Origin of the sequence: Rhodopseudomonas sp. (assembly GCF_036404135.1) — a bacterium.
In the GTDB taxonomy this organism is placed as follows: domain Bacteria; phylum Pseudomonadota; class Alphaproteobacteria; order Rhizobiales; family Xanthobacteraceae; genus Rhodopseudomonas_A.
This window is the reverse complement of the sequence record NZ_DASWPE010000041.1, coordinates 1-22,879: the sequence shown is the minus strand read 5'-3', so window position 1 is coordinate 22,879 and position 22,879 is coordinate 1. Positions and strand designations below refer to the sequence as shown.

Genomic DNA, 22,879 nt, shown 5'->3' with positions numbered 1-22,879 from the left:
CGGGTGGCGATGGAATGGTGGCGATCCGAAGCCGCGCTGCTGACGCGGGACTACTTCCGCGTTGAGGACGAGGCCGGCCTGCGGTTCTGGCTGTACCGCGACGGCTTGTATGAGCGCGAACTCACTTCTGACGAAGACGATGAGGCCGCGCGGCCGAACTGGTTCATGCACGGGCTGTTCGCATGATTACGCCCTATGCCGAGATCGGCATCACCACCAATTTCTCGTTCCTGCGCGGCGGTTCGCATCCGCAGGACTATGTGCACCAGGCCTCTGAATTGCGGCTGCCGGTGATCGGGCTCGCCGATCACAACACGCTGGCCGGCGTGGTGCGGGCCTATAGCGAATTGCGCAACGAAAAGCTCGCGCATCCGCCGCGGCTGTTGATCGGCGCGCGGCTGGTGTTCGCCGACGGCACGCCGGACATCCTGGCCTATCCGCGCGACCGCGCCGCCTACGGAAGGCTGTGCCAGCTTCTCACCCGCGGCAAGCGCGCCGCCGACAAGGGCGAATGCCATCTCGGCCTCGACGACCTCGCGGAGTACGCCGAGGGCCAGTTGCTGGTGCTGGCGCTGCCACATCGCTTCGAGGATGCCGCAGCCACGCGGCTGCTGGGCCGGCTGCAAGGCTTTGCCGCGGGCGGCGTCTGGCTTGCGGCGAGTCTGTTATATCGCGGCGACGACCGGAGGCGCCTGACGCGGCTGCAGCAGATCGCCGCGCAGGCGCGGGTGCCGCTGCTCGCCACCAACGAGGTATTGTATCATCACCCGGCGCGGCGGCCGCTGCAGGATGTGCTGAGCTGCGTGCGCGAAAAACTCACGCTGGAGAGCATCGGCACGCGGCTCGAGGCCAATGCCGAGCGGCATCTCAAGCCGGCGCAAGAAATGGCGCGGCTGTTTCGCGATTGCCCGCAGGCGATCACCGAGACCATGCGTTTCGCGTCGCGCATACAGTTCTCGCTCGATCAGTTGCAATATCAATATCCCGACGAGCCGGTGCCGCCCGGCAAGACCGCGCAGCGACATCTGGAGGATTTGACCTGGGCCGGCGCGCACGCCTGTTTCCCGCGAGGCATCGCGCCGCAGCTCAAGAAGACGCTGCGCAAGGAATTGCGGCTGATCCGCAAGCTGCGCTACGCGCATTATTTCCTCACCGTGCACGACATCGTCTGCTATGCGCGCTCGCAGAACATCCTGTGCCAGGGCCGCGGCTCTGCGGCGAATTCCGCGGTGTGCTACGTGCTCGGCATCACCGCCGTCAATCCGGTCGAGGTCGATCTGTTGTTCGAGCGCTTCATCTCCAAGGAGCGGCTGGAGCCGCCGGACATCGACGTCGATTTCGAACATTCGCGGCGCGAAGAGGTGATGCAATATGTCTATCGCCGCTACGGCCGCGCCCGCGCCGCGATCATCGCCACCGTCATTCACTATCGTCCGCGCTCGGCGATCCGCGACGTCGGCAAGGTGTTGGGGTTGACCGAGGACGTCACCGCGGCGCTGGCCGATACGGTGTGGGGCAGCTGGGGCCACGGCCTCAACGAGATGCAGGTGACGCAGGCCGGGCTCGATCCGCGCAATCCGACGATCGAACGCGCGATCGATCTCGCCAGCGAGCTGATCGGATTTCCGCGGCATCTGTCGCAGCATGTCGGCGGCTACGTGCTGACCCAGGACCGGCTCGACAGCTACGTGCCGATCGGCAACGCCGCGATGGACGACCGCACCTTCATCGAATGGGACAAGGACGACGTCGACACACTGAAGATGATGAAGGTCGACGTGCTGGCGCTCGGCATGCTGACCTGCATCCGCAAATGCTTCGACCTGATCGATCTCCACAAGGGCGAACGCTGGATGCTGGCGACGATTCCGCGCGAGGTGCCGGCGGTCTATGACATGCTGTGCCGGGGCGAATCGCTCGGCGTGTTTCAGGTCGAAAGCCGCGCCCAGATGAACATGCTGCCGCGGCTCAAGCCCCGCGAATTCTATGACCTCGTCATCGAGGTCGCGATCGTGCGGCCGGGGCCGATCCAGGGCGACATGGTGCATCCCTATCTGCGACGGCGTAACAACGTGGAGCCGGTGAACTATCCGTCGCCGTCGCCGCAGCACGGCGACAAGGATGAACTCAGCAAGGTGCTGCACAAGACGCTCGGCGTGCCGCTGTTTCAGGAGCAGGCGATGCGCATCGCCATCGAGGCGGCGAAATTTTCGCCCGAGGAAGCCAACGGACTACGTCGGGCGATGGCGACGTTCCGTAACGTCGGCACCATCGGCAAATTCGAATCCAAGATGGTCAACAACATGATTTCGCGCGGCTATGATCCCAGCTTTGCGAAGAACTGCTTCGACCAGATCAAGGGTTTCGGCAGCTACGGCTTTCCGGAAAGCCACGCTGCGAGCTTCGCGCAACTGGTCTATGTGTCGTCATGGCTGAAGCATTTTCATCCCGACGCATTTTGTTGCGGGTTGTTGAATTCGCAGCCGATGGGATTCTACGCGCCGGCGCAGATCGTGCGCGACGCGCGGGCAAACGGCGTCGAGGTGCGCGCGGTCGATGTTGCGTTCAGCTGCGGGCAGAATACGCTGGAGGAACGCTGCGGGCGCCACCACGCGGTGCGGCTCGGCTTTCGCCAGATCGACGGTTTTCGCTATGCGGATTCTGATGCGGCAAACTTGAGGCAGCAGTCCGGGCGGCCGGAACCGGAGGATTGGGCGGCGCGCATCGTCGCGGCGCGCTGCCGGCAGCGCTTCACCTCGCTGGAACAGTTCGCCAGCTTAACCGCGCTGCCGAAGCGGGCGCTGCTGCTGCTCGCCGAGGCCGATGCGTTTCGCTCGATCGGGCTCGATCGTCGCGCAGCACTATGGGCGGTGCGGCGCTTGCCCGACGACGTGGCGCTGCCGCTGTTCGAAATCAGCGCCGCGCGCGAGCAGCCGGACGAAGCGGCGAAGCCGTTGCCGCAGATGCCGCTCGCCGAGCACGTCGTCGCCGATTATCAGACCATCCGGCTGTCGCTGAAGGGCCACCCGATGGAATTTCTGCGCGCGCTGTTTGCCGCCGAGCGGGTGATGAGTTGCGCCGCGGTGTCGGCGCTGCGCCGCAACGGCCCGCGCAGCCGCTGTGCCGGCGTGGTGCTAGTGCGGCAGCGGCCGGGCAGCGCCAACGGCGTGGTGTTCATGACGCTGGAGGACGAGACCGGAATCGCCAATGTCGTGGTGTGGCCGCAAGTGCTGGAGCGGTTCCGTAAAGAAGTGATGGGGGCGCGGCTGTTGCTGGTCGAAGGCCGCATTCAGGCGAGCGTGGAGGGCGTGGTGCATCTGGTCGCCGAGCGCTTGGTCGATCGCAGCTATGAGATGGCGCGGCTGTCGGACAATCTCGTGACGCGGCCGGCGATTCAGGCGGGCGCGGCCTTGATCGAGCCGCTCAACGGCGATCGCCGCGACCACGCCGACAACCCTGCGCAAAAAATTCGCCACCCGCGCGACGTCCGCATCCTGCCGCCATCGCGGGATTTTCGCTGAGCGCGCACGCTTTGCTGCGAATCCGGCCGCCATCCTGAGGTGCGAGCCGGCACCCGACCGCAGTGTTACCACGGTGCGGGCACCGGCGAGCCTCGAAGGATGACGACGCAAGTGGGAGATGACGGGAGCATGTAATCGTGCGCGTGCCCATCCTTCGAGACGCCCGGCTTCGCGCTGCGGGCTACACCGGGCGCCTCAGGATGACGGGACGTGCGCCCGGCTTCGCTCTTCGAGCGATGCCAGGCTCCGCAGAGTCTGACTTAAAAAGCGATCAATGAAATCAGGCATTAGACCCGTCATTGCGAGGAGCTGTTGCGACGAAGCAATCCAGGGCCACGTTTGAAGCCCCTGGATTGCTTCGCATCGAAGTCGGCGCTGCGCGCTGCCCTCGGCTCGCAATGACAAAGATCCCTGATTTTTCTCCCTGCTTTTTCGGTCAGGCACTCAAGATGATGGCGCGTGTGCAGCGGCGCACTCGCGGATTGTTTCGACACGGCTATAGTGGGCAGACCATCTGCGAACGCTCGACGCCCATCAAACGGACTTCATGCATGCTCTCACCTCACGCCATTCTCGCCGCGCTGTGGCATTCGGTCGGCGGCGCGCCAGCCGCGCTCGACGCGGTGACGCTGACCGGCGCGGAGCCGCAATTGCCGTCCTCGTTCCGGGTCGGCGCCGCGGCGCAGGTTTCGATCGCCGCGGCCGGCTTGGCGGCCGCGGAGATCTGGCGGCTGCGCAGCGGGCGGTCGCAGCGCGTCAGCGTCGACATGCGCCACGCCGTCATCGAATGCCGCTCCGAGCGTTATCTGCGCGTCGACGATCAGCCGCCGCCGCCGATGTGGGACCCGATCGCCGGGGTCTATGCCACCGGCGACCAGCGTTTCGTGCGGCTGCATACCAATTTTCCGCATCACCGCGACGCGGTCTGCAGCGTGCTGGCCTGCGCGCCGCAGCGCGACGCGGTGCAGGCGGCGTTGCTGCAATGGAGCGGCGCGGCGTTCGAAACCGCGGCCACGGCCGCCGGCGGCGTGGTGGCGCTGATGCGTTCGCGCGACGAGTGGATGGCGCTGCCGCAGGCCGCGGCGATCGCCGCCTTGCCGCTGGTCGAGATCGAGCGGATCGGCGACGCGCCGCCAAGACCCTGGCCGGCCGGCGATCGGCCGCTCGGCGGGCTGCGGGTACTCGATCTGTCGCGGGTGATCGCCGGGCCGGTAGCCGGCCGCACGCTCGCCGCGCACGGCGCCGAGGTGATGCTGGTGTCGGGGCCGCAATTGCCGGCGATGCCCTGGCTCAGTATCGACACCGGCCGCGGCAAGCTGTCATGTTTTGCCGATCTGAAGACCGAGGCCGGGCGCGACGCGTTGCGCGGCCTGGTGGCGCAGGCCGATATCTTTTCGCAGGGCTATCGCCCGCAGGCGTTGGCGGGGCTCGGCTTCTCGCCGCGCGATCTCGCCGCGATCAGTCCCGGTCTGGTGTATGTCTCGCTGTCGGCTTACGGCCGCGGCGGGTCGTGGTCCGAACGGCGCGGCTTCGACTCGCTGGTGCAATGCGCCACCGGCTTCAACCAGGCCGAGGGCGCGGCCGCCGGCCTCGACCGGCCGAAGGAATTGCCGGCGCAGATGCTCGATCACGCCACCGGCTATTTGATGGCGTTCGGCGCGATGATGGCGTGCGCTCGGCAGGCGCGGGAAGGCGGCAGCTGGCATGTCCAACTGTCGCTGGCGCGCACCGCGCTGTGGTTGTGGGAGATCGGCCGGCTCGCCGATGGCCTGGCCGCCGAGGAGATCCCGCGCGAGGCGACGACACCGCTGCTGCAACAGATGCCGTCCGGCTTCGGGACGCTCGAGGCGGTACGCCACGCCGCGCAGCTCTCGGCAACGCCGGCCGATTGGTCGCGCCCGGCGATGCCGCTCGGCAGCCACCCGCCGCGCTGGCCGTAGAGTCCGACCCAAAATGCGATCATCGAAATCGGGCGTTTCGCCTCGTCATTGCAATGACGACGAAATTCCTGATTGCGCCCGCCTCGGCCGGTCGGACTGGCTGCCACTCATGCCAGCGGGGCGCGGGCATTGCCGGTCGCGGGCCACGGCACCCTGACCTTGAGCTCGTGCGCAAACTCCAGTGCCGTCGCCGCCGCGGTCGGCCGCGCGAAGAAGAAGCCTTGCACCATGTCGCAGTTGAACCTGCGCAGAATTTCGACCTCATCGGCGCGCTCGACGCCTTCCATCACCAGGGTCATGCCAAGCCCGCGGCCGAGCGCGATGATGCCCTGCAGCAAGTTGCGACTGCGCTCGGAGCCGCCGATGCCGTCGATGAAGATGCGGTCGATCTTCAGCTTGTCGAACGGCAATTGGGTGAGATAGCCGAGCGAAGAATAGCCGGTGCCGAAATCGTCCAGCGACAGCGTGACGCCCAGCCGCTTCAATTCGGTCAGCACGTTGCGCACCCGGCCTTCGGCGTGATCGGCGAGCAGGCTCTCGGTCAATTCCAGACACAACAGATGCGCAGGCAGCCCGGTTTCTTCGAGCACCCGGACCACGTCGCTGACGAAATCGGTGTGCCAGATCTGCGCCGCGGAGACGTTCACCGCCATTTCCCGCGGCGGCTCGCCGGCATCCAGCCACGCCTTGGCCTGGCCCGCGGCTTCGCGCATGATCCACAGCCCGAGATCGCAGATCAGGTGCGAGCTTTCCGCGATCGGAATGAATTCGGCCGGCGGAATCAGCCCGAGCGTCGGGTGGCTCCAGCGCATCAGCGCTTCGAACCCGACGACGCGGTCGGTCCACAGATCAATCTGCGGCTGGTAATGCACCAACAGGCCGCTGTTGTCGGTGATCGCGGCGCGCAGATCGCGGCTCAGCGCCATCTTGTGCTGCACCGCGGCGCTCATCCCGGCCTCGAAGAACTTGTAGCAGCTGCGGCCGTCTTCCTTGGCGCGGTACAGCGCCAGATCGGCGCTGCGCAGGATCTCGTTGAGGGTGCTGCCGTCGCGCGGCATCATGGCGATGCCGATGCTGGTGCTGATAATGGCTTCGCCCCGCTCCAGCGCGATCGGCTTGGCGATCGCCGCCAGCAACGCGGTCGCCAGCTGTTCGATCTCGGACGGCGAGGTCCGATCGGTCTGCACGATGGCGAATTCGTCGCCGCCGAGCCGGGACAGAAAATTGCCCGGGGCCAAGGCGCGTGAGATCAGGTGCCCGACCTTTCTCAAAAGCTCGTCGCCGGCCATGTGCCCGAGCGTGTCGTTGATTTCCTTGAAGCCGTCGAGGTCGAGCAGCAGCAGCGCGGCTTCGTTGCCGCAGCGGGTGTTGCGGCTCAAGAGTTCGGTGATCTCGCGGTGGAACAAGGTGCGGTTGGCAAGGCCGGTGAGCGGGTCGTAGTAAGCCAGCTTTTCCAGCTGCGCCTCGGCGCTCTTGCGCGCGGAAATGTCCTGGATGGTGCCGAAAAAGCCGATGATCTCGCCCTCGGCATCGGTCATCGCCTTGATGGTCAAGGCAAGGTCGCCGACCGAGCCGTCGCCGCGCATCACCTTGATGTCGATGCTGCTGACCTTGCCGGTCCGCATTACCTCGGCCTCGGACTCCTGGACCCGGCGGCCGCTGTCGCCGACATAGATCGCCGCCACCGATTCGCGGTCGGTGTGGAAGCTCGCCGGGTCGTAGCCCAGCATCTGGTAGATCTCCGGCGCCCACCACAGTCTTTCGTCGCTGAGCTGATAGCTCCAGTCGCCGAGCTTTCCCAGATGCTGGGCCTCCAGCAGCTGATCCGAGCGCTGTCGCAAGATTTTTTTGGTGGCGCGCAGGCTCTGCTCGCGTTCGAGCAGATCGTGATTGCGCAGCTGCAGCACCGCGTTCTTTTCCAGGATCAGGCGATGCGCGCCGTCGAGCCCTTCGATCGCGCGATCGAGCACCCGGAACGGGAAAATCCGGATGGTGGCGTAGGCGCACATCCCCAGCAACAGGCCGAGCAGCGTGGCCAGGCTGATGCGTTGAACCATCGAATCCAGCGGAACCGTGAACTCGATCCGCCCGACCTGCGTGCCGGCGACCATCACCGGCGTAGTCCGCGTCATCGTGACATGCGCGGCCACCGCGGGTTCGGAGAGCAGCACTTTGCCGGCCTGATCGATCACCCGGTAGCGCCCGGCGGTGCCCGGCAATTCCGTCAGATGCACCAGCTCCGCCATGCGGACCGTCTGATACTGCCACAGCTGCGAATGCTGATAGATGTATTGCGCGAGCCGACTGGCGCTTAGTTTTGCGCGAAACGTCGCCCGCGATTCCTCGAACCGATAGTCGACCAGGCCGTAACCGAGCGGCGCCAGGATGGTGATCGCGACGACCAGCGACAGCGCGATCGCGTTCACCGTCTTGCGCAATGACCGCACTTTGATGTCGATCTGCGTGACTACGTCGCTCACGGCCGTGCCGCCAGATTGCCGGTTTCGTGCAGCAGCCGTTCGCCCTCGGCCGAGCGCACGAAGGCGAGGAAACGGTCGAGCGTCGGATGTTCGCCGGTGGCAAATACCAGGTAGATGTCCTTGCCGTAGGGGTAACTGCCGCGCTCGAAATTCTCCAGCGTCGGCGCAACCCCGTCGATCGACAGAAACTGCAGGCTGGGCTTTTCCATCAGCATCTGGGTCAGCGTCGCCGCCGCCAGCGAGCCGGCGATCCGGCCGGCGATCGCGACATTGTCCTGATCGGTCGCCGCCAGCGGGATCTCGTTGCGCAGCCGCAAATGCTCGATCGCTTCGCCGAGCTTGGGAAACATCCTGTCCATCAGCGCGGCGTCGTTCTCGCTCGGCGGCCGCAGCACTACTCGGACCGGCGTGCCGTCCGGCCATTTGGAGTGCGGGTTGGCGAACAGCGCGGCGATCGCGTCACTGCGGACGTCGCCGGGAGAGGGCTGCGAGCTCACCAGTCCGAACGGCGTCCGGGCGATCAGAACGGCGGTCAGCGAATGAGTCGCTTCCTTGACGGTGGGCGGGCGCCCGGTGACCGCGAAGTCGAGCTGGCCATCGACCACCGCGGCGATCGCGCCGGCGCTTCCCAGGCTTGGTATGAACTCGAGCTTGCTGTCCGGCCGATCGGCATGGAACGCGGTGCTGAGCCGTTGCATGGCCAGTTCCATCGATCCGGTTCCGCCGGTTCGCAGCACCTCGGCGGCGGCCGGATCGGCGATCGCCGTCGCCAGCCAGGCGCCGAGCAAGACGAGGCTCCGGCCGATCAGCCGGGCAGCGGCGCGCGCCGGAAAGCTCGCGGGTCGAATCGCCTGTCGCATCGGAGAACTCACAAAGCCGTGTTTGCGCAAGAACCGGGCCGAGGCGTCGTGGCGTCCGGCGACATCAACGTCGCTTACCAACGGCTAATTTTGAACAAAACTTCTGGCTGGTAACACTACCTGGACGGCTAGCCTCGTAATACTACGACTCGCTAGGCCGCGGCGCGGCGATCGTCGCCCATGGCTACCTAACGGCTAGCATCGCGCTTATCGCGCGCGCGGAGAACCAAGTAGTCTTTCGAAGTGCTTGCAAGGATGTGGCCATTCCACGGGGGTTTCTCGCTGCACTGCGAAAAAGACGTCGGTGTATTAAATAAGACAGCACCGCGACGCGCGTCGCGACAATTGATCGCATAGCAAGTTTGACGTGGGTCAATCTCGGCTGCGACCGAACATGCGAATTTATGGCATGGCAACCTTGCTCGTCTATCGCTGTCCGGAAAGCGGACTGATGACCCAAACCTGGGTGACCACCGAGGCGCCGGTTGGCGATCGGCAGTCCTATGAAGCCGTGCTCTGTCTGGCGTGTTCGAAGCAGCATTTCATCTGCACGGCAACCGGGCGCGCGATGGGCGATAACAACTCGCGGCCGACCTCGGTGCGCGGCCCGGCGTTCCCGCCGAAGCAGATCCGGTTGTGCCATGAGCGCGCCGCGCCTTTGATCGACGTCGAAGCCAGCGTCACCGACATCGTTGCGGCGATGCCGGCCGGCCGTCTGCACAAGGCGCAGTGAGCCGGCGCGATGAGCGTGGTCCGATGCGCCAGGCGCGCGGACACGCCGACGATCCATCGAAACAATCAACTGATCGACGGCGCTGATCTGTTGACGCTCGGAGCCTGGCCGAAAAGAGGATCAGCAAATCAGGGCGCAACTCGAGCTATTCCAGTTCTGATAGAGTCAGAACCGGAGTTCTAGATTCTCATTTTGACGCGTTTTCTTCACGCGAACCGGGATCCACTTCGCTCGAAAACGCTATAGTCATCGCGAGGAGCTGTTGCGACGACGCAATCCGGGGCCACACGCGCAGCCCCTGGATTGCTTCGCTTCTCAGTCGGCGCTGCGCGCCGTCCTCGGCTCGCAATGACGCCATCGCTGTTGTTGCGGCAGACGTCAGCGGTTGCGGATCTGCGGCGCGCGTTTTTCGATGAACGCCGCCATGCCTTCGGCGCGATCGTCCAGCGCGAAGGTCGAGCGGAACAGGTCGCGCTCGACGCTCATGCCTTCGGTCAGCGTGGTTTCGAAAGCGCGATTGACCGCGGCTTTCGCCATTGCCGCCGCCGGCTGCGACATCGCCGCGATCTTCTCGGCCGCCGCTAACGCTTCCTCCAGCAATTTGTCCGCCGGCACGATGCGGCTGACCAGGCCGGCGCGCTCGGCTTCGGCGGCGTCCATCATCCGCCCGGTGAGGCACAGATCCATCGCCTTGGCCTTGCCGATCGCGCGGGTCAGCCGCTGCGTGCCACCGATCCCCGGAATGGTGCCGAGCGTGATTTCCGGCTGGCCGAATTTCGCGGTGTCGGCGGCGATGATGAAATCGCACATCATCGCCAATTCGCAGCCGCCGCCGAGCGCGTAGCCGGAGACCGCGGCGATGGTCGGCTTGCGGCAGGCGGCGACGCGACCGCCGCCGATCGCATGGAAATCGGCGTTGAACATGTCGATGAAGCGCTTCGGCTGCATTTCCTTGATGTCGGCGCCGGCGGCGAACGCCTTCTCGCTGCCGGTCAGCACGATGCAGCCGATCGCGGCGTCGGCTTCCAGTTCGTCGATCGCCAGCGCGATGTCGCCGAACACCCCGAACGACAGCGCGTTGAGTTGTTTCGGGCGGTTCAGTGTGATGAGGCCGACCGCGGCCTTGCGCTCGACGATGATGGTTTCGTAGCTGCTCATGGGACCCCGCGCTGCTGGATGATGCCGCGCAATGTGCCCGCTGCCGGGGTCCGCTTCAAGGCCTCGCCAACCGGCCGCGCCGGGCCGGTTGCCGCATTCAGGCGATGAACATCCGCGCCGCCGAGGCCACCGTCAGCAGCCCGCCGAAGGCGATGAAGATCTTGCCGATCAGCGAGGTATTGCCCCACAGCGAATTGTCATTGCCGATCTGGGTCGCGGTTTCGCCGGTCTTGCCGACGGTCACCGTCTCGGCGGGCGCCGGGGCCTGCTCGACACGGGCGGCGAGGTCGAGATCGTTGAGCTGATCGGGCGCCACCACCTCGGCCCCGGCGGGCTGCGCCGGCGCCGCCTTGGCAGCGTCCTGGCGGACGGCTTCGGCCTGGGCGAGCAGGGTGCCCGGCATGTCCTCGGCCGCCGCCGGCATTTCCGCATTGGCATTGGCCACCTTGGCCGGAAGCGCCGCGCCGTCCTCGGCATCGGCGGTATTCACCGCGGCGGCGGAGGATTTGAGCTTGGCGTGCTGCGCCGACGCGTGTTTTGCGGCGTGGTGCGGCTTGACCTTGGCGGTCTTGGCCGGCTTCTTCAAGGACAGCGGCTTGCCGACCGTCGTGTCGCTGCTGGCGCCCGGCGCGCCGGTCGCGGCGTCGGCGGTCGCCGGCAAGCCTGATCCCCATATCCACAGCGTTGTGGCCACAATCATTGCGAAGCGCCCGCTGGCCTTCATGACAATCTCTCCAGTTGCCAGTCCCGCCGCGAAAAGAGACGCTTGGCGTGTTCTCAACGGGGCAAAAACAAGGGGATTCTTCGCCGCAGCGCGGCAAAAACAGGGCAGGTTGGGCAATCGCCGCGGCACCGGCGATGATCGGCTTGAACCGATCACCATGCCGCGAACTCACGACAGCGTGATAACACCGGCGTAACAAACTGACGGTTCGGGCGAATTGTCTTCAGGAGCCTGCGTGCAGGAACGTGACGAGGAATGGACCGGGTTGATGCGTGCGGCCAAGGCCGGCGACAGCGCGGCCTATCATCGTCTGCTGCAGGCGGTGACCCCGGTGCTGCGGGCCGCCGCGCGTCGCGGTTTGGCCCGCAGCGGCCAGCCGATCGACCAGTCCGAGGACATCGTGCAGGATATTCTGTTGGCCGTGCACCTGAAGAAACACACCTGGGACGAAACCGCGCCGTTCGCGCCGTGGCTGTTCGCGATCGCCCGCAATAAGCTGATCGACGCGCTGCGCCGCCGTGGCCGCCGGGTGTTCGTCAATATCGACGATTTCGCCGAGACCATCCCCAGCGCGCCGGCGGCGGAAACGCTGCCCAGCAATGAGATCGCCGGCCATCTGGAGACTTTGCCGGCGCGGCAGCGCGACGTGCTGCAGGCGATCGCCGTCGACAGCGCTTCGATCAAATCCACCGCGGCCAAACTCGCGATCAGCGAGGGCGCGGTGCGGGTGGCGCTGCATCGCGGCTTGGCGCGGCTGGCCGGCAAATTGCGGACGCAATGACCATGGACACCGAGCGACTGATCACGACGCTGGCCGCCGACAACGGCTATCCGGCCCGCCCGCCGGGGCGGGTGCTGGCGATCGCGCTGCCGCTCGGCTTCGCCGTCTCGCTGGCGTTGCTGCTGGCGACCATCGGACTGCGCCCGGATGTCCTGCAGGCGCTGCGCAGTCCGTTGTTCGATCTGAAATTCGTGGTGACGCTGGCGCTGGCGCTCGCTGCCCTGCCACTCGCCCTGCAAGTGTCGCGGCCGCAGCCATTGCCGCGGCGCTGGCTCTGGCTGTTGCTGATTCCGCTGGCGCTATTGGCGCTCGGCATGGTGTTCGAGGCGCTGGCGCCGTCGCCCGCGCCCGCCATGGTGCGGCTGATGGGCCACAACGCGCTGCTGTGCCTGGCGTCGATCCCGGCGTTGTCGTTGCCGCTGTTGGCCGCGGCGCTGATCGGGTTGCGTCAGGGCGCGCCGCAGCGCCCGGCGCTGGCCGGCGCGCTCGCGGGCGTGCTGGCATCGGGATTGGCGGCGGCGCTCTACGCCGCGCATTGCATCGACGATTCGCCGCTGTTCGTCGCCACCTGGTACACGCTGGCGGTGGCGCTGGTGGCGCTGCTCGGCGCCGCGATCGGCGCCCGGGCGTTGCGCTATTGAGGTCTAACCGTCGTTGCGCGCCGGGCCGCTGGTCTGCGCGGTCTCCTGCTGCATCCGGTGGAACCGCAACACCTGCTGCGCCGTGGTCGGCCGCAACTGTTCGTAGGTGATCCGGCAGGCGTCGATATCCGCGCTCTTCATCCCGGCCAATTCGTCGCGCAGATTGATGATCGCGTGTACCGTCGCCCACGAGAGTCCGGCGACCTTGGCGAGGATCAGCACGCCTTCGGCGCGGGATTCGATCATCATCGATTCGGCGACCGACACCGTGACGTTCGCCATGCAGGCCATCGCCGCGTTGGTCTCGTCGAACTTGCCCTCTTCGGCGAAGCTGCCGACCAGTTGCTCGTCGAGCCGGCCGTCGGCGTGCAGCGCCCGCACCAGGCCGTGCGCGATCACGGTTTCCTTGTTCATCGCGTCGCGGGCGGAGCGCGCCCGCCGCGACGCCTCGCGCACCGCGGTCGCGACTTCGCTGGCCTCCTGCGGATGCGCCGCCTCGAGACGCGAGCGGACCGACACCGAGGCCTTGGCGAGCAGTTTCAGGTAGTGATGCCGCGGGATCGACGACGCCATGCCGACCAGCGCCGACAGCGTGTCGTCGGTCCCGACCCGCGACGCCAACGTCGAATAGCCCTGCTCGGAGAACTCCGCGCCCGGATTGTTGACGGTGCTATGCACCACCTCGGTATTGCCGAGTTCGACCAGCACCTCGGTCACCGCTCCGCTCAACACCTGCCGCTTGGAAATCGCCAGCATGTGACCCTGGCTCTTGCTGCGCACATTCTCGATCAGAACGTGGTCGTCGAGCTGCGTCGACTGCGTCAGCACCGGGGCCGCGACGTCGATCAAATCGTCGAAGGCGAGGTGCCGGATGACGCGCGGCGGCGCCTTGGCGACCGGCGCCAGCCGCCGCGCCAGCAGCGCTTTGGCCTTGGCTTCGATATGGCGCACCAGACATTCGAACACGTCGTCGAACAGCGCGACCTGCTCGTCGGAATAATCCACCGCGCCATTCACGAACAGATCGGTAACGCGGCGCAGCGTTTCCACCCGGCGCGCCACCGGGCCGTGGGCAAGGGTGTCCTGCAATTCGTCGAGCAGGTTTTCGGATGCAGCCTTGGCTCTCAGATTCATGGTCAGACTCGGAGGTCGCGCAGCCGCGCCGCGGCCCGGCCCGGCAGCGCGTCGCCGGCAACCGGGCGCGACAGCGCCACCCGGTTGCGGCCCCGCGCCTTGGCCTCGTAGAGCGCGTCGTCGGCGCGGGCAAGCAGCGCTTCCAGCGATTCATGGTCGTACAGCGCGGCGATGCCGACCGACATGGTGACGATCATGCCCTGCGAGAACGCGCTCCAGTCGAGCTCCGCCACGATCTGCCGCAACCGCTCGAGGATCGGGTGGGCGCCGTCCTGCGTGGTCTGCGGCAGCACCAGCAGAAACTCCTCGCCGCCGTAACGGCCGAAGCGGTCGGCGTCGCGAATGTTGGCGAAGATGGTGATCGCGAACGTCCTCAGCACCTCGTCGCCGGTGGGATGGCCGTAAACGTCGTTGATCCGCTTGAACCAGTCGAGGTCGATCAGCGCGATCGTCAGCGGCATGTCGCTGCCGCGGGCCTGCTGAATCGCATCCTCCAGCATCGCCATGATGCAGCGCCGGTTAAACGAGCCGGTGAGTTCGTCGAGTTCGGCGAGTTCTTCGATCCGCTTGTAGGTCGCCTTGAGTTCGACGCCGCGCTTGTAGAGCTTTTCCCGCAGCGCGCTGGACAGCACCCCGAGGAACATGCAGCGCCCGAGCGTGAGCACGAACACCAGCATGGTGGCGAAACGTTCCATCGGCGTGGCCATCGGCAGCGAGACCGGGTTGCCGAGCAGGAACAACGCCGCCAGCCCGAGCGCCAGCAGGCTCCAGGCGATCACGGTCTGGCGCGGCGTCGAACGCAACGCGCTGAAGCCGTAGACGATGAACAACGAGCACAGAAACAACACGCCGACCTGCGGAACCAGATAGGCGAACGCCAGCATGATCACGAGGTTGATGGTGGATTGCGGCAACACGCAATAATGATCGCGGAACCGATCGCTGACGCCGAATTCCGACAGCAGCAGGAAGATCGTCAGCGTCGCCAGTCCGCAGCCCGCAAGCGCCGGGCCGACGATTGCCGGCACCGTTCCCGCCGCGGCATAGATCAGCAGAATGCCGGCATCGATGACGTAGCTCAGCCCGGCCAGATCCAGCATCTGACGCCGCTGCTTGGCGCGCTGCGCCAGCACGGCCGCTGGGCGCAGATAACTCTCGCGGCGGACACCCAATGGATCGGAGGTAGAAGAAGCGGTGGCGCCCATGGTCCCGTCAACGGTTGAGGTGAAGTCGGGACGCTAACGGCAAAGGCTTTAGGTTTGGTATCTTTTGGGCTCCGCAGCGGAATCCCGCGGGTCGCTAAACATTTGATCTTGTTAGACAGATTTTGAGTTACGGGGGCCGGCGCAGGATTGCATGCAAATGTCGACACAGCAGTATTTTACCGTTGCGGATCGAACCTTTCGCTCGGTCGCAGCGACCAATTCCACGGGACCGCCATCAAAGGGCAATGCGCCGGCGCGCACGGCGCGACGCCGACAGGTGGGCGTGAAGCGCCGCGAAAACCCTGCCGCCGCCGCAATCACCGGCGAAACGTTCAGCTCGTCCGCTGTCGGACGAGTCCGGGGTCGCCATGGCCAAGGCCATCACGATTGCGGACAGCATATCGAAAGGCGCCAGATCCAGGCGCGGAAGAGGTCGCCGATCTGCGCGGGCAGCCGGCGGGGAGCGAGGCCATGACGGCGACGAGCAACAAGATCGAGCAGCAGCAGCCCGGCGCGGTCGAGGCGCTGTTGCCGTGGTATGCCGCCGGCACGCTCGGCGCGCGCGACACCCAGATGGTCGAAGCGGCGCTGGCGAGCGATCCGGAACTGGCCAGGCAACTCGCCGCAATCCAGGACGAATGCGCCGCCACCATCCGGATCGATGAAAGCCTCGGCGTGCCGTCACGGCGCGCCCTGGAAAAGCTGTTCGCCGCGATCGACGCCGAGCCGGGGCCGGCGGCGCTGCTGCGCCGGCGGTTGGCGATGCTCGGCGAACGGCCAGGCAGCCCGTCGCCGGGCCTGCCGGGTTGGACCGCGTTGGTCGGCACGCTGGCGCTGCTGCTGCAGGCCGGCATCATTGCCGCGCTGCTGCTCGGCCGCGAGCCGGCGCATGGCGCTCCGGCGACCGCGGTCCCGCGCGCCGCGGCAACGCAGGCGCTGGTGCAATTCGCCCCCGCGGCGCGGATCGCCGAGATCGGCCCGCTGCTGGAGGCCTACCAGGCGACGATCGTCGAGAGCAGCCAGGGCGGCGTGTTCCGGCTGCACTTCGCCGGCCCGCCGCTTCCGCGCGCCGCGCTGGACGACGTCCTCGCCCGGCTGCGGAGCGAAGCCATCGTCAGCCTCGCGGTGGCGGCGCCGTAGCGCCCCGCATCTCAGAGCTATTCCGGTGCTGATAGAATCAGAGCCGCGGCTCGAGATTCCTATTTTGACGCGTTTTCTTCACGCGCACCGGGATCCACCTCGCTCGAAAACGCTATAGAAAAACTCATCGCGGCTTTGAACGTTTGCGTTGGCCGGCGCGACAAACAGCAGTGGGAGCGGTCTTCCCTCCCCAAACAGCCGTATTGGGCGCGAGCGCCCATCCACCCAGCGCCAGTATGGCTTGACCCGCCCGGTCGTCCCCCCGGGCGGGTCTTTGTTTGCGCAGTTGCTTTGCGCGGCCGGCGTTCACGGCGCCCGCGCGCGCTGGAGGATTGGGCGTCCCCGCGTCAGGCCCGCACCAGCCTCGGTATCTCCTCAAGATCGACACGGTAAACTTTTGTTAACACTATTATCAGTAATCTGAATCGATTCGTCGGGTTGCGTCAGCGTCCAACTTCAAATCCTTTGGACTCGCCATTTCATGAACGAGCAATCGGACGTTACCCGCGGCCGCGCAGTGGTCGAGCGCTGGTGCCTTTTGGCCGAACAGCGGCTGGAATATCTCACCGAACTGTTCGAGACCGGACGTTGGCGCCGCTACCACAGCGAGCTGGATTTCCTGGACAACATCCAGGAGGCCAAATCGGCGGTGCAGACCTGGCGCGGGCTGTTGACCCGCGAGGCGACCCCGAACAACCAGCCCGTCGACCTCTCCTGGCTCGGCGTCAATGCCAAGCTGCAGCCGCGCCGTAGCGTGCTGCCGAGCGAACCGCCATCGGCCTGGGCCGCAGCCCGCCGTCCGGTTGCGGTGCAATACGCCCCGCCGGTGGCCCCGGTCGCGCCCGTCGAACCCGCCGAGCCGGTCGCGGCGGCGAGCGACGACGACGCGGCGCCCCCGGCCTCCTGGGAGCGGCAGCTTGACCTCGTGGTGATGCAGCAGCGCTATCCGCTGCTACGCCCGGCGCTGTAAGCACGCTCAGCGCGCCGCGTTGCTGCCGATCACTACCTGAGCGAACTTGGCCGCGCCCGGCGCCGCCAGATCCGGCGTCACCGGCCGCGCATGATCGAGCCCGACCACCGCGCCGCGCGGCGTGCCCGAAATCACATTATTGCCGACCAGCGCGGTGCCGGCGCCGTCGGCCACCGACACCCCGATGCCGACGAAAGCGTTGCGGATCACATTGCCGCTGATCGCGACGTCGCGCAGATAGTTGCCCCAGCCGGCGACGATGCCGAACGCCGGCGCGTTCTCGACCACATTGCCGGTCACCGCGGTGTCGGCCTCGACATAGATGCCGATGCCGGCGTCATCGTCCGGCGCGGTGCCGATCGGCCGTTTCGGCTTGAGGTTGCGGATCAGATTGCCCTGCACCACGCTGAGCCGGCCGCCCTCGTTGAAATTGCACACCGAGACCCCGACCGCAGCGCCGTCCACGGTGTTGTTGGCGATCACCGCGCCTTCGAAGGAAAATTCGGAATACAGTGCCACTTCGCGGACATTGCTGACGCTGTTGCCGGTGATCTGGATATTGGCGGCGGAATTGCCGCGCACCGCGGAGTAATCGCAATTCCTGATGCGATTGCCGCGCACGATGACGTTGCCGGCGCGAAACGCGTTGATGGCGTTGCCGTACTGGCCGGAGCCGCCGGGCCCGGCCTTGATGTCCTCGATGCGGTTGTCGAGCACTTGGGTGCCGTCGTCGCCAGTCGCGCTGCGCAGGATTTCGATGCCGTTGTCGTTGGTGCCGACAATGGCGTTGCGCGCCACCACCAGGTTCTGGGCGTCGAACGACACGACGGCGGTGACGGCGATATTGCTAAAGCTGTTATCGCTGATGTCGCCGGCGATATTGTCGAGCCAGATGCCGCTGCCGCCGGAATTGGCGATCGTGCATTGCGCGATTCTGAGCTCGCGGCCCTGCTGGCAATGCACCAGGCCGCGGCGCGGCGGCAGCCGGATTTGCGCGCCGTCCAGGGTGAGGCCGCTCAGCTCGACGGCGTTGCCGCCCTGGCTTTCGAGCAGCGAGCGGCCGCCGTTGAACAGCAACCGCGTCGCGCCGCGCACCCCGATCAGTTGCGCGCCGTTGGGCAGCGACAACAGGCCGGTGCGATACACCCCCGGCGGCAGCGCCAGCGGGATCTGCGCGCGCGCCGCGTCGTCGATGGCGCGCTGCAGCGCCTTGGTCTGATCGTCGGGGCTGTTCGGGCGCACGCCGTATTGGCTGGCATCGCGGCCGAGCGTCGCGATGAGCGGCGCGGCGCGGGCGGCCGGCGGTGTCAGCCCGGCCGCGGCGCAAGCGGCAGCGCCAGTGATCAGTTGGCGGCGATCGATGACCATGGCCACTCCGGCGGGTTACAGAGCCGCCAGATTGCCGATCGAGGCGCGGTTAGGCGAGAGCGCGCGGCCGGATGTTTGCCGCCAGGGTTAATGCCGAGGTTGGCCTCGCCCAATAATTAGGTTCGGGTGTGTTTGCGCGATCTTACTCTGAAAGCGCGGGATCCACTTTTTGCGGCCGGGACGGCAGCTGGAAGTCACCCTCATCACGTGCCTCGCGCTCGTTCAACTCGATGTTTTCGCCGGGATCAGGCTCGCAGGCCCGGATCTCGTAGCCGGCGTCCAGCACCCGCCGCGGCGTCGGCATGTTGTCCTTCGGCTCGACGTCGATCACCAGCCCGCTTTCCTTGGCGTGCTTCCATACATTGGCTTCGGTCGGGTAGGTCTTGCTGACCTTGGCGTCGTCACAGAACAGCGCGTATGGCATGGGAACCTCCGGCAGGCCCAACGCCGAAGGCCGCGGCAGGTTTCCTCAGCGTCACGCGGAAAGTCAGCGCGGGTGGGACAGCCGGGCGCGGCGGGCCTGCGCCACCAGTTCTAGTAGCACGGCTTCGCCGGCGTCGACCAGTTGCTCCGCGGTGATGCGGGATGCGCCATGGTCATGAGCGGCGCCGGGGCGCGCTGTCAGCGGCACATGCACGAAGGCGGCGAGGCATGGCCCGTCCGCGCGGTCGGTGGCTTCCAACGCCCGCCAACAAAGATAGTTGCACAGATAGCGCCCGGCGTCGCGCGAGCCGCGGGCATCGAGCCCGGTGGCACGCGCGGCGCGCAACAATTTTTCGCTATGCGGCCCGAACATGCGGGCCTCCGCGCCGCGCAGGATCGAGGCGCTGCGCCCCCGCGCATGCGCGGCGTCGGGCCACAACATGGTCACCGCGTTGCGGGCACGGCGCTCGATCCGCAGATACGGCGTGCGGGCGGCGAGGCCAAACATCAGCAGCGCGTCCGGCCGATGCCTGGCGATCAGTTGCGGCAGCTCGCGGTCGACCGCGGCGTAGCTGACCGGGAACACCGCGCCGATCAGGTCGATCTCGCTGAGGGCGGGCCGGCGCAGCTTGACGAGCCGCGCCAGCAAAGCCGGCGTCGGATTATACGGCGCGCCCGGGAACGGGCCGAAGCCGGTGATCAGGATGCGCAGCGGTACGGTCATCGGGGTTCGCTCATGTGTTAGTCGGGCTCGTGGCGACAACTCGGGGCAACAAGAAGCTTTTTCTTCCCTCTCCCCTTGTGGGAGAGGGTGGCTTCGCGAAGCGAAGCCGGGTGAGGGGTTCGCTAGTCTAGGACAGCGTTGAACAAACCCCTCATCCGACGCGGACTTCGTCCGCGCCACCTTCTCCCACAAGGGGAGAAGGAAGAAGGCGCGTGCTACGTCAGCAACTCCGCGATGGTATCGGCGCCGAGCGCCGGGCTGACCCGGCCCTCGGCGACCGCGGCCTCGGTGCTGCGCACCTTGGCGCGGATCGTGGGATCGGCGCGCAGCCGCGCCTTCCAGCGATCCTCCAGCAGGGTCCACATCCATTTCACCTGCTGCTCGCGGCGCCGCGCGGCGAATTCGCCCGACGCCTGCATCGCCTCGCGGTGCGCGACGACGCTCCGCCACAATTCTTCGATGCCGGCGCCGGTGAGCGCCGAATAGGTCGCGACCGGCACCTGCCAATGCTCCGAGCGCGGGGTGAGGATATGCAGCGCGCCGCGATATTCCGCGGCGGCGAGGTTGGCGCGCTTCACATTGTCGCCGTCGGCCTTGTTGATCGCGATCATGTCGGCGAGTTCGACGAGGCCCTTCTTGATGCCCTGCAATTCGTCGCCGGCGCCCGGCAGCATCAAGGCCAGAAAGAAATCGGTCATGTCGCAGACCGCGGTCTCGGACTGGCCGATGCCGACGGTCTCGACCAGCACCACGTCGAAGGAGGCCGCCTCGCACAACAGCATCGCCTCGCGGGTCTTGGCGGCGACGCCGCCCAGCGTGCCGGCGGCCGGCGAGGGGCGGATGAAGGCGGCGTCGGTCGCAGACAGCCGCCCCATCCGGGTCTTGTCGCCGAGGATCGAGCCGCCCGACCGCGCCGATGTCGGATCGACCGCCAGCACCGCGACCCTGTGGCCGCGCTCGACCAGGAACATGCCGAGCGCCTCGATGGTGGTCGACTTGCCGACCCCGGGCGCGCCGGTGATGCCGACCCGCAGCGCCTGGCCGGTGAGCGGCAACAAGGCCTGCACCAGCTTGCGCGCCTCGGCCTGGTGATCGGCGCGGCGGCTCTCGACCAGGGTGATGGCGCGCGCCAGCGCCGCGCGATGGCCGGCGCGCACCTCGCTCGCCAGCGTCCCGATGTCGGGCGGCCTCGCGGTCATGGTTGCGGCCATCATGGTTGCCTTCGCAGCGCCGGCGGCGGGTTCATTGCGCGACCGTGGACGTGCAAGTGTCGGAAGCGGTGAGCCGCGGCATCAATCCTCGTCGTTGCGTGGCCGAGCGCCGCCGAAGATCGCGGCGCCCTCGGGGGTGAGATAGGGCTTCAACTTCTCCCACGGCACGAAGCCGACATAGTCGCCCTCGGCGTGCGGCCCGATCGCGTCGGGCGGATAGTGAAATGTCAGGCCGGAGCTCTTGCCGGGCTCGGTGGAGGGCGCCAGCGTTACCGCGCCGATCTTGGTGAGTTTCGGCTCGATCACCTTGAACCAATCGTCGCCGGGGGCCTCGGGAATGTCGCGCTTGAGCTTTTCGGTTTTCAACGCGGCGACCACCGCCTGCCGCAGCGCCTTCATGGTCGGGCCGTCATCGGCGGTCTCGGTGAAGAACGGCCGGATGCTGATGCGCTTGGCGGCGGTCTTGTCCCACAGGATGGTGTCGACATCGGAGTTCGGATGCACGCCGCCGGTGTTGGTGTAGTCGGTGCGCACCACGCTGACATAGTGCTCCTTGACCACGGAGCGGAGGTCGTATTTGCGCTCCACGGTCCAGGCCCCGTCGCGAAACATGTCCGGCGACTGCTTGCGCTCGCGGTCGGCGTCGGCGCGGTATTTCTCCGCCCACGTCTTGCCCTCGGCGAGGCAATCGGCGGCCAGCGCCGGATCGGCCTTGAGCTGCGGATCGAGCAGCACGCTGGCGTCGACCGACTTGGTGGCGACCGCGAAATCCGGCTTGACCTCCTCAGACAAGGCGGGGGTGAGCAGGGCGAGGGCGGCAACTAAGAGTAGCGAACCGCGGAGAGAGATCATGTCGAGAGGCCTTCGACTGAACGGACGAGGAAAATGGCGCATCTTGCTATCCGCCCGCTGTCCCCATGCGCCGTTCGACGAACGACTTCAAGGGCGGCAGGTGATTGTGGATGATATTCCAGACCATGTTCACGTCTGTTTCGTGATAAGCGTGACGCAGAATATTCCCGAAGTTGATCATGCCCTGCCAGTTGATGTCTGGCGCATCCAGCTTGATGGTTTCCGGGAGGCGGCGGGATGCCTCACAGACAATCTCAAGCAGGCGCTCTGCGAGCAGCCGGATGCGTCGGTCGGCGGCAAACTGATCGAAGGTTTTTCCGCGCAGCAGATCCTCGATCTCGGTAATCGCCCCCAAGATATCCTGCAGCCGGTCTTCCACCGAGGGAGGCATCAAAACACCTCGATCAGGTCGTCGGCCATGCGTTCGCGGATTCGCGGCGTCAATTCGCTGCCTTGCATGACGTGGGGCCAAACCCCGATCGCGTTCTCGATCAGGTTCATCACCTTGAACAGATCGAATGCAGGCGTTCCGTCATAGCCGGTGGTCTCGACCAGAAGATCGAGATCGCTGTCCGGCCGATGGTCGCCGCGAACGCGCGAGCCGAACACCTTGAGCCGGACGACGCCCAGCGCCTGCAACGCCGGCGCAAGGCCGCGCAGCTTGGCGAGGATAGTCTCCAGTGAAATGTCGGCGACGTCGGTCATGGCCAAATTCTAGCACATTGCGCCCGATCCGGCAGCCGTCAGGGAGGCGCCCGCAGCATCTAGGCTGCTATAGCGTTTTCGAGCGAAGTGGATCCCGGTTCGCGTGAAGAAAACGCGTCAAAATAAGAATTGAGAGCTCCGGTTCTGATTCTATCAGAACCGGAGCTCTAGCTGTGGAGCCTCAACAGGTTGTCCTCGGACAGAGCGAGGCGACTGATGGGTGTTTGTGATTTTATCCCACCGTGTGGCCGATGCCAGTTGTATCTATGCAGCCAGACCGGCAGTTCGAGGGCGCGGCGTTGTGAGGTC

20 protein-coding genes and 2 pseudogenes are annotated in these 22,879 nt (G+C 66.4%); 8 read left to right on the top strand and 14 right to left on the bottom strand.

All coding sequences use genetic code 11. The features are described 5' to 3' along the window. From VGC77_RS05395 to VGC77_RS05385, 3 genes and pseudogenes are all read left to right on the top strand, one after another. Window positions 1-186 (top strand): annotated as a pseudogene (locus VGC77_RS05395) (DNA polymerase Y family protein); the annotation flags it as partial. Beyond that, window positions 183-3,521 carry an error-prone DNA polymerase gene (locus tag VGC77_RS05390; protein ID WP_331170545.1) on the top strand — a complete coding sequence of 1,113 codons (3,339 nt, stop codon included), beginning with the start codon at window positions 183-185 and terminating at the stop codon, window positions 3,519-3,521. The pseudogene VGC77_RS05395 and the gene VGC77_RS05390, both read left to right, overlap by 4 nt. A 551-nt stretch (window positions 3,522-4,072) precedes the next feature. Next, window positions 4,073-5,461, top strand: a complete 1,389-nt coding sequence (locus tag VGC77_RS05385) for a CoA transferase (protein ID WP_331170544.1) — start codon at window positions 4,073-4,075, stop codon at window positions 5,459-5,461. A gap of 107 nt (window positions 5,462-5,568) precedes the next feature. On the opposite strand, the gene VGC77_RS05380 is transcribed toward VGC77_RS05385, so the two are convergent. Together VGC77_RS05380 and VGC77_RS05375 are read right to left on the bottom strand one after the other, a co-directional pair. Then, window positions 5,569-7,941, bottom strand: coding sequence for a putative bifunctional diguanylate cyclase/phosphodiesterase (locus tag VGC77_RS05380; protein ID WP_331170543.1), 2,373 nt, complete (start codon window positions 7,939-7,941; stop codon window positions 5,569-5,571). Continuing rightward, the gene (locus VGC77_RS05375) at window positions 7,938-8,801 is read right to left on the bottom strand and encodes a PstS family phosphate ABC transporter substrate-binding protein (RefSeq protein WP_331170542.1); all 864 of its coding nucleotides are present in this window, start codon (window positions 8,799-8,801) and stop codon (window positions 7,938-7,940) included. Before VGC77_RS05375 ends, VGC77_RS05380 begins: the two co-directional genes overlap by 4 nt. Before the next feature lie 409 nt (window positions 8,802-9,210). On the opposite strand from VGC77_RS05375, the gene VGC77_RS05370 reads away from it, so the two are divergent. Next, window positions 9,211-9,534 (top strand): hypothetical protein, encoded by a 324-nt coding sequence (locus VGC77_RS05370; RefSeq protein ID WP_331170541.1) that lies wholly within the window; start codon window positions 9,211-9,213, stop codon window positions 9,532-9,534. A 378-nt stretch (window positions 9,535-9,912) separates the two neighbouring features. Here the strand turns inward: VGC77_RS05370 and VGC77_RS05365 are convergent, their stop codons facing one another. Then, window positions 9,913-10,692, bottom strand: coding sequence for an enoyl-CoA hydratase (locus tag VGC77_RS05365; RefSeq protein ID WP_331170540.1), 780 nt, complete (start codon window positions 10,690-10,692; stop codon window positions 9,913-9,915). 97 nt (window positions 10,693-10,789) lie between these two features. Then, window positions 10,790-11,353 carry a hypothetical protein gene (locus tag VGC77_RS05360; protein WP_331170539.1) on the bottom strand — a complete coding sequence of 188 codons (564 nt, stop codon included), beginning with the start codon at window positions 11,351-11,353 and terminating at the stop codon, window positions 10,790-10,792. A 298-nt stretch (window positions 11,354-11,651) separates the two neighbouring features. Between VGC77_RS05360 and VGC77_RS05355 the strand changes: the two genes are divergently transcribed. Both VGC77_RS05355 and VGC77_RS05350 read left to right on the top strand, forming a co-directional pair. Continuing rightward, window positions 11,652-12,197, top strand: a complete 546-nt coding sequence (locus VGC77_RS05355) for a sigma-70 family RNA polymerase sigma factor (RefSeq protein WP_331170538.1) — start codon at window positions 11,652-11,654, stop codon at window positions 12,195-12,197. Window positions 12,198-12,199: 2 nt separating this feature from the next. Beyond that, window positions 12,200-12,838: a DUF1109 domain-containing protein gene (locus tag VGC77_RS05350; RefSeq protein ID WP_331170546.1), complete on the top strand. Its 639-nt coding sequence runs from the start codon at window positions 12,200-12,202 to the stop codon at window positions 12,836-12,838. 3 nt (window positions 12,839-12,841) lie between these two features. Here the strand turns inward: VGC77_RS05350 and VGC77_RS05345 are convergent, their stop codons facing one another. Together VGC77_RS05345 and VGC77_RS05340 are read right to left on the bottom strand one after the other, a co-directional pair. Further along, the gene (locus VGC77_RS05345; RefSeq protein ID WP_331170537.1) at window positions 12,842-13,972 is read right to left on the bottom strand and encodes a DUF2336 domain-containing protein; all 1,131 of its coding nucleotides are present in this window, start codon (window positions 13,970-13,972) and stop codon (window positions 12,842-12,844) included. 2 nt (window positions 13,973-13,974) lie between these two features. Then, complete coding sequence (locus VGC77_RS05340) at window positions 13,975-15,177, bottom strand: GGDEF domain-containing protein (RefSeq protein ID WP_331170536.1); 1,203 nt, start codon at window positions 15,175-15,177, stop codon at window positions 13,975-13,977. 471 nt (window positions 15,178-15,648) lie between these two features. On the opposite strand from VGC77_RS05340, the gene VGC77_RS05335 reads away from it, so the two are divergent. Then, the gene (locus VGC77_RS05335; RefSeq protein ID WP_331170535.1) at window positions 15,649-16,317 is read left to right on the top strand and encodes a hypothetical protein; all 669 of its coding nucleotides are present in this window, start codon (window positions 15,649-15,651) and stop codon (window positions 16,315-16,317) included. A gap of 481 nt (window positions 16,318-16,798) precedes the next feature. Then, window positions 16,799-17,287: a TIGR03809 family protein gene (locus tag VGC77_RS05330; protein WP_331170534.1), complete on the top strand. Its 489-nt coding sequence runs from the start codon at window positions 16,799-16,801 to the stop codon at window positions 17,285-17,287. A gap of 6 nt (window positions 17,288-17,293) precedes the next feature. On the opposite strand, the gene VGC77_RS05325 is transcribed toward VGC77_RS05330, so the two are convergent. The 8 genes and pseudogenes from VGC77_RS05325 to VGC77_RS05290 form a co-directional block, all read right to left on the bottom strand. Beyond that, on the bottom strand, window positions 17,294-18,655 hold the full coding sequence (locus VGC77_RS05325) for a TIGR03808 family TAT-translocated repetitive protein (protein WP_331170533.1): 1,362 nt from the start codon (window positions 18,653-18,655) through the stop codon (window positions 17,294-17,296). Between the two features lie 142 nt (window positions 18,656-18,797). After that, a complete protein-coding gene (locus tag VGC77_RS05320) occupies window positions 18,798-19,079 on the bottom strand; it encodes a hypothetical protein (RefSeq protein WP_331170532.1) in 282 nt (93 codons plus the stop codon). A gap of 63 nt (window positions 19,080-19,142) precedes the next feature. Next, a complete protein-coding gene (locus tag VGC77_RS05315; protein WP_331170531.1) occupies window positions 19,143-19,802 on the bottom strand; it encodes a pyroglutamyl-peptidase I in 660 nt (219 codons plus the stop codon). Window positions 19,803-20,017: 215 nt separating this feature from the next. After that, window positions 20,018-21,013 carry a methylmalonyl Co-A mutase-associated GTPase MeaB gene (gene meaB, locus VGC77_RS05310; protein ID WP_331170530.1) on the bottom strand — a complete coding sequence of 332 codons (996 nt, stop codon included), beginning with the start codon at window positions 21,011-21,013 and terminating at the stop codon, window positions 20,018-20,020. An 81-nt stretch (window positions 21,014-21,094) separates the two neighbouring features. Then, a complete protein-coding gene (locus tag VGC77_RS05305; RefSeq protein WP_331170529.1) occupies window positions 21,095-21,865 on the bottom strand; it encodes a hypothetical protein in 771 nt (256 codons plus the stop codon). A 46-nt stretch (window positions 21,866-21,911) separates the two neighbouring features. After that, complete coding sequence (locus VGC77_RS05300; protein WP_331170528.1) at window positions 21,912-22,256, bottom strand: DUF86 domain-containing protein; 345 nt, start codon at window positions 22,254-22,256, stop codon at window positions 21,912-21,914. Then, window positions 22,256-22,570: a nucleotidyltransferase family protein gene (locus VGC77_RS05295; protein WP_331170527.1), complete on the bottom strand. Its 315-nt coding sequence runs from the start codon at window positions 22,568-22,570 to the stop codon at window positions 22,256-22,258. Before VGC77_RS05295 ends, VGC77_RS05300 begins: the two co-directional genes overlap by 1 nt. A gap of 167 nt (window positions 22,571-22,737) precedes the next feature. After that, window positions 22,738-22,879: pseudogene (locus VGC77_RS05290) on the bottom strand (IS481 family transposase); the annotation flags it as partial.

Excerpts from the sequence above, each read along its gene's own strand:
- VGC77_RS05340 (WP_331170536.1), bottom strand. The coding sequence starts at position 15,177 with ATGGGCGCCACCGCTTCTTCTACCTCCGATCCATTGGGTGTCCGCCGC.
- VGC77_RS05350 (WP_331170546.1), top strand. The coding sequence starts at position 12,200 with ATGGACACCGAGCGACTGATCACGACGCTGGCCGCCGACAACGGCTAT.
- VGC77_RS05345 (WP_331170537.1), bottom strand. The coding sequence starts at position 13,972 with ATGAATCTGAGAGCCAAGGCTGCATCCGAAAACCTGCTCGACGAATTG.
- VGC77_RS05295 (WP_331170527.1), bottom strand. The coding sequence starts at position 22,570 with ATGACCGACGTCGCCGACATTTCACTGGAGACTATCCTCGCCAAGCTG.
- VGC77_RS05335 (WP_331170535.1), top strand. The coding sequence starts at position 15,649 with ATGACGGCGACGAGCAACAAGATCGAGCAGCAGCAGCCCGGCGCGGTC.
- meaB (WP_331170530.1), bottom strand. The coding sequence starts at position 21,013 with ATGGCCGCAACCATGACCGCGAGGCCGCCCGACATCGGGACGCTGGCG.
- VGC77_RS05365 (WP_331170540.1), bottom strand. The coding sequence starts at position 10,692 with ATGAGCAGCTACGAAACCATCATCGTCGAGCGCAAGGCCGCGGTCGGC.
- VGC77_RS05315 (WP_331170531.1), bottom strand. The coding sequence starts at position 19,802 with ATGACCGTACCGCTGCGCATCCTGATCACCGGCTTCGGCCCGTTCCCG.
- VGC77_RS05390 (WP_331170545.1), top strand. The coding sequence starts at position 183 with ATGATTACGCCCTATGCCGAGATCGGCATCACCACCAATTTCTCGTTC.
- VGC77_RS05370 (WP_331170541.1), top strand. The coding sequence starts at position 9,211 with ATGGCAACCTTGCTCGTCTATCGCTGTCCGGAAAGCGGACTGATGACC.
- VGC77_RS05305 (WP_331170529.1), bottom strand. The coding sequence starts at position 21,865 with ATGATCTCTCTCCGCGGTTCGCTACTCTTAGTTGCCGCCCTCGCCCTG.
- VGC77_RS05330 (WP_331170534.1), top strand. The coding sequence starts at position 16,799 with ATGAACGAGCAATCGGACGTTACCCGCGGCCGCGCAGTGGTCGAGCGC.
- VGC77_RS05375 (WP_331170542.1), bottom strand. The coding sequence starts at position 8,801 with ATGCGACAGGCGATTCGACCCGCGAGCTTTCCGGCGCGCGCCGCTGCC.
- VGC77_RS05325 (WP_331170533.1), bottom strand. The coding sequence starts at position 18,655 with ATGGTCATCGATCGCCGCCAACTGATCACTGGCGCTGCCGCTTGCGCC.
- VGC77_RS05320 (WP_331170532.1), bottom strand. The coding sequence starts at position 19,079 with ATGCCATACGCGCTGTTCTGTGACGACGCCAAGGTCAGCAAGACCTAC.
- VGC77_RS05300 (WP_331170528.1), bottom strand. The coding sequence starts at position 22,256 with ATGCCTCCCTCGGTGGAAGACCGGCTGCAGGATATCTTGGGGGCGATT.
- VGC77_RS05385 (WP_331170544.1), top strand. The coding sequence starts at position 4,073 with ATGCTCTCACCTCACGCCATTCTCGCCGCGCTGTGGCATTCGGTCGGC.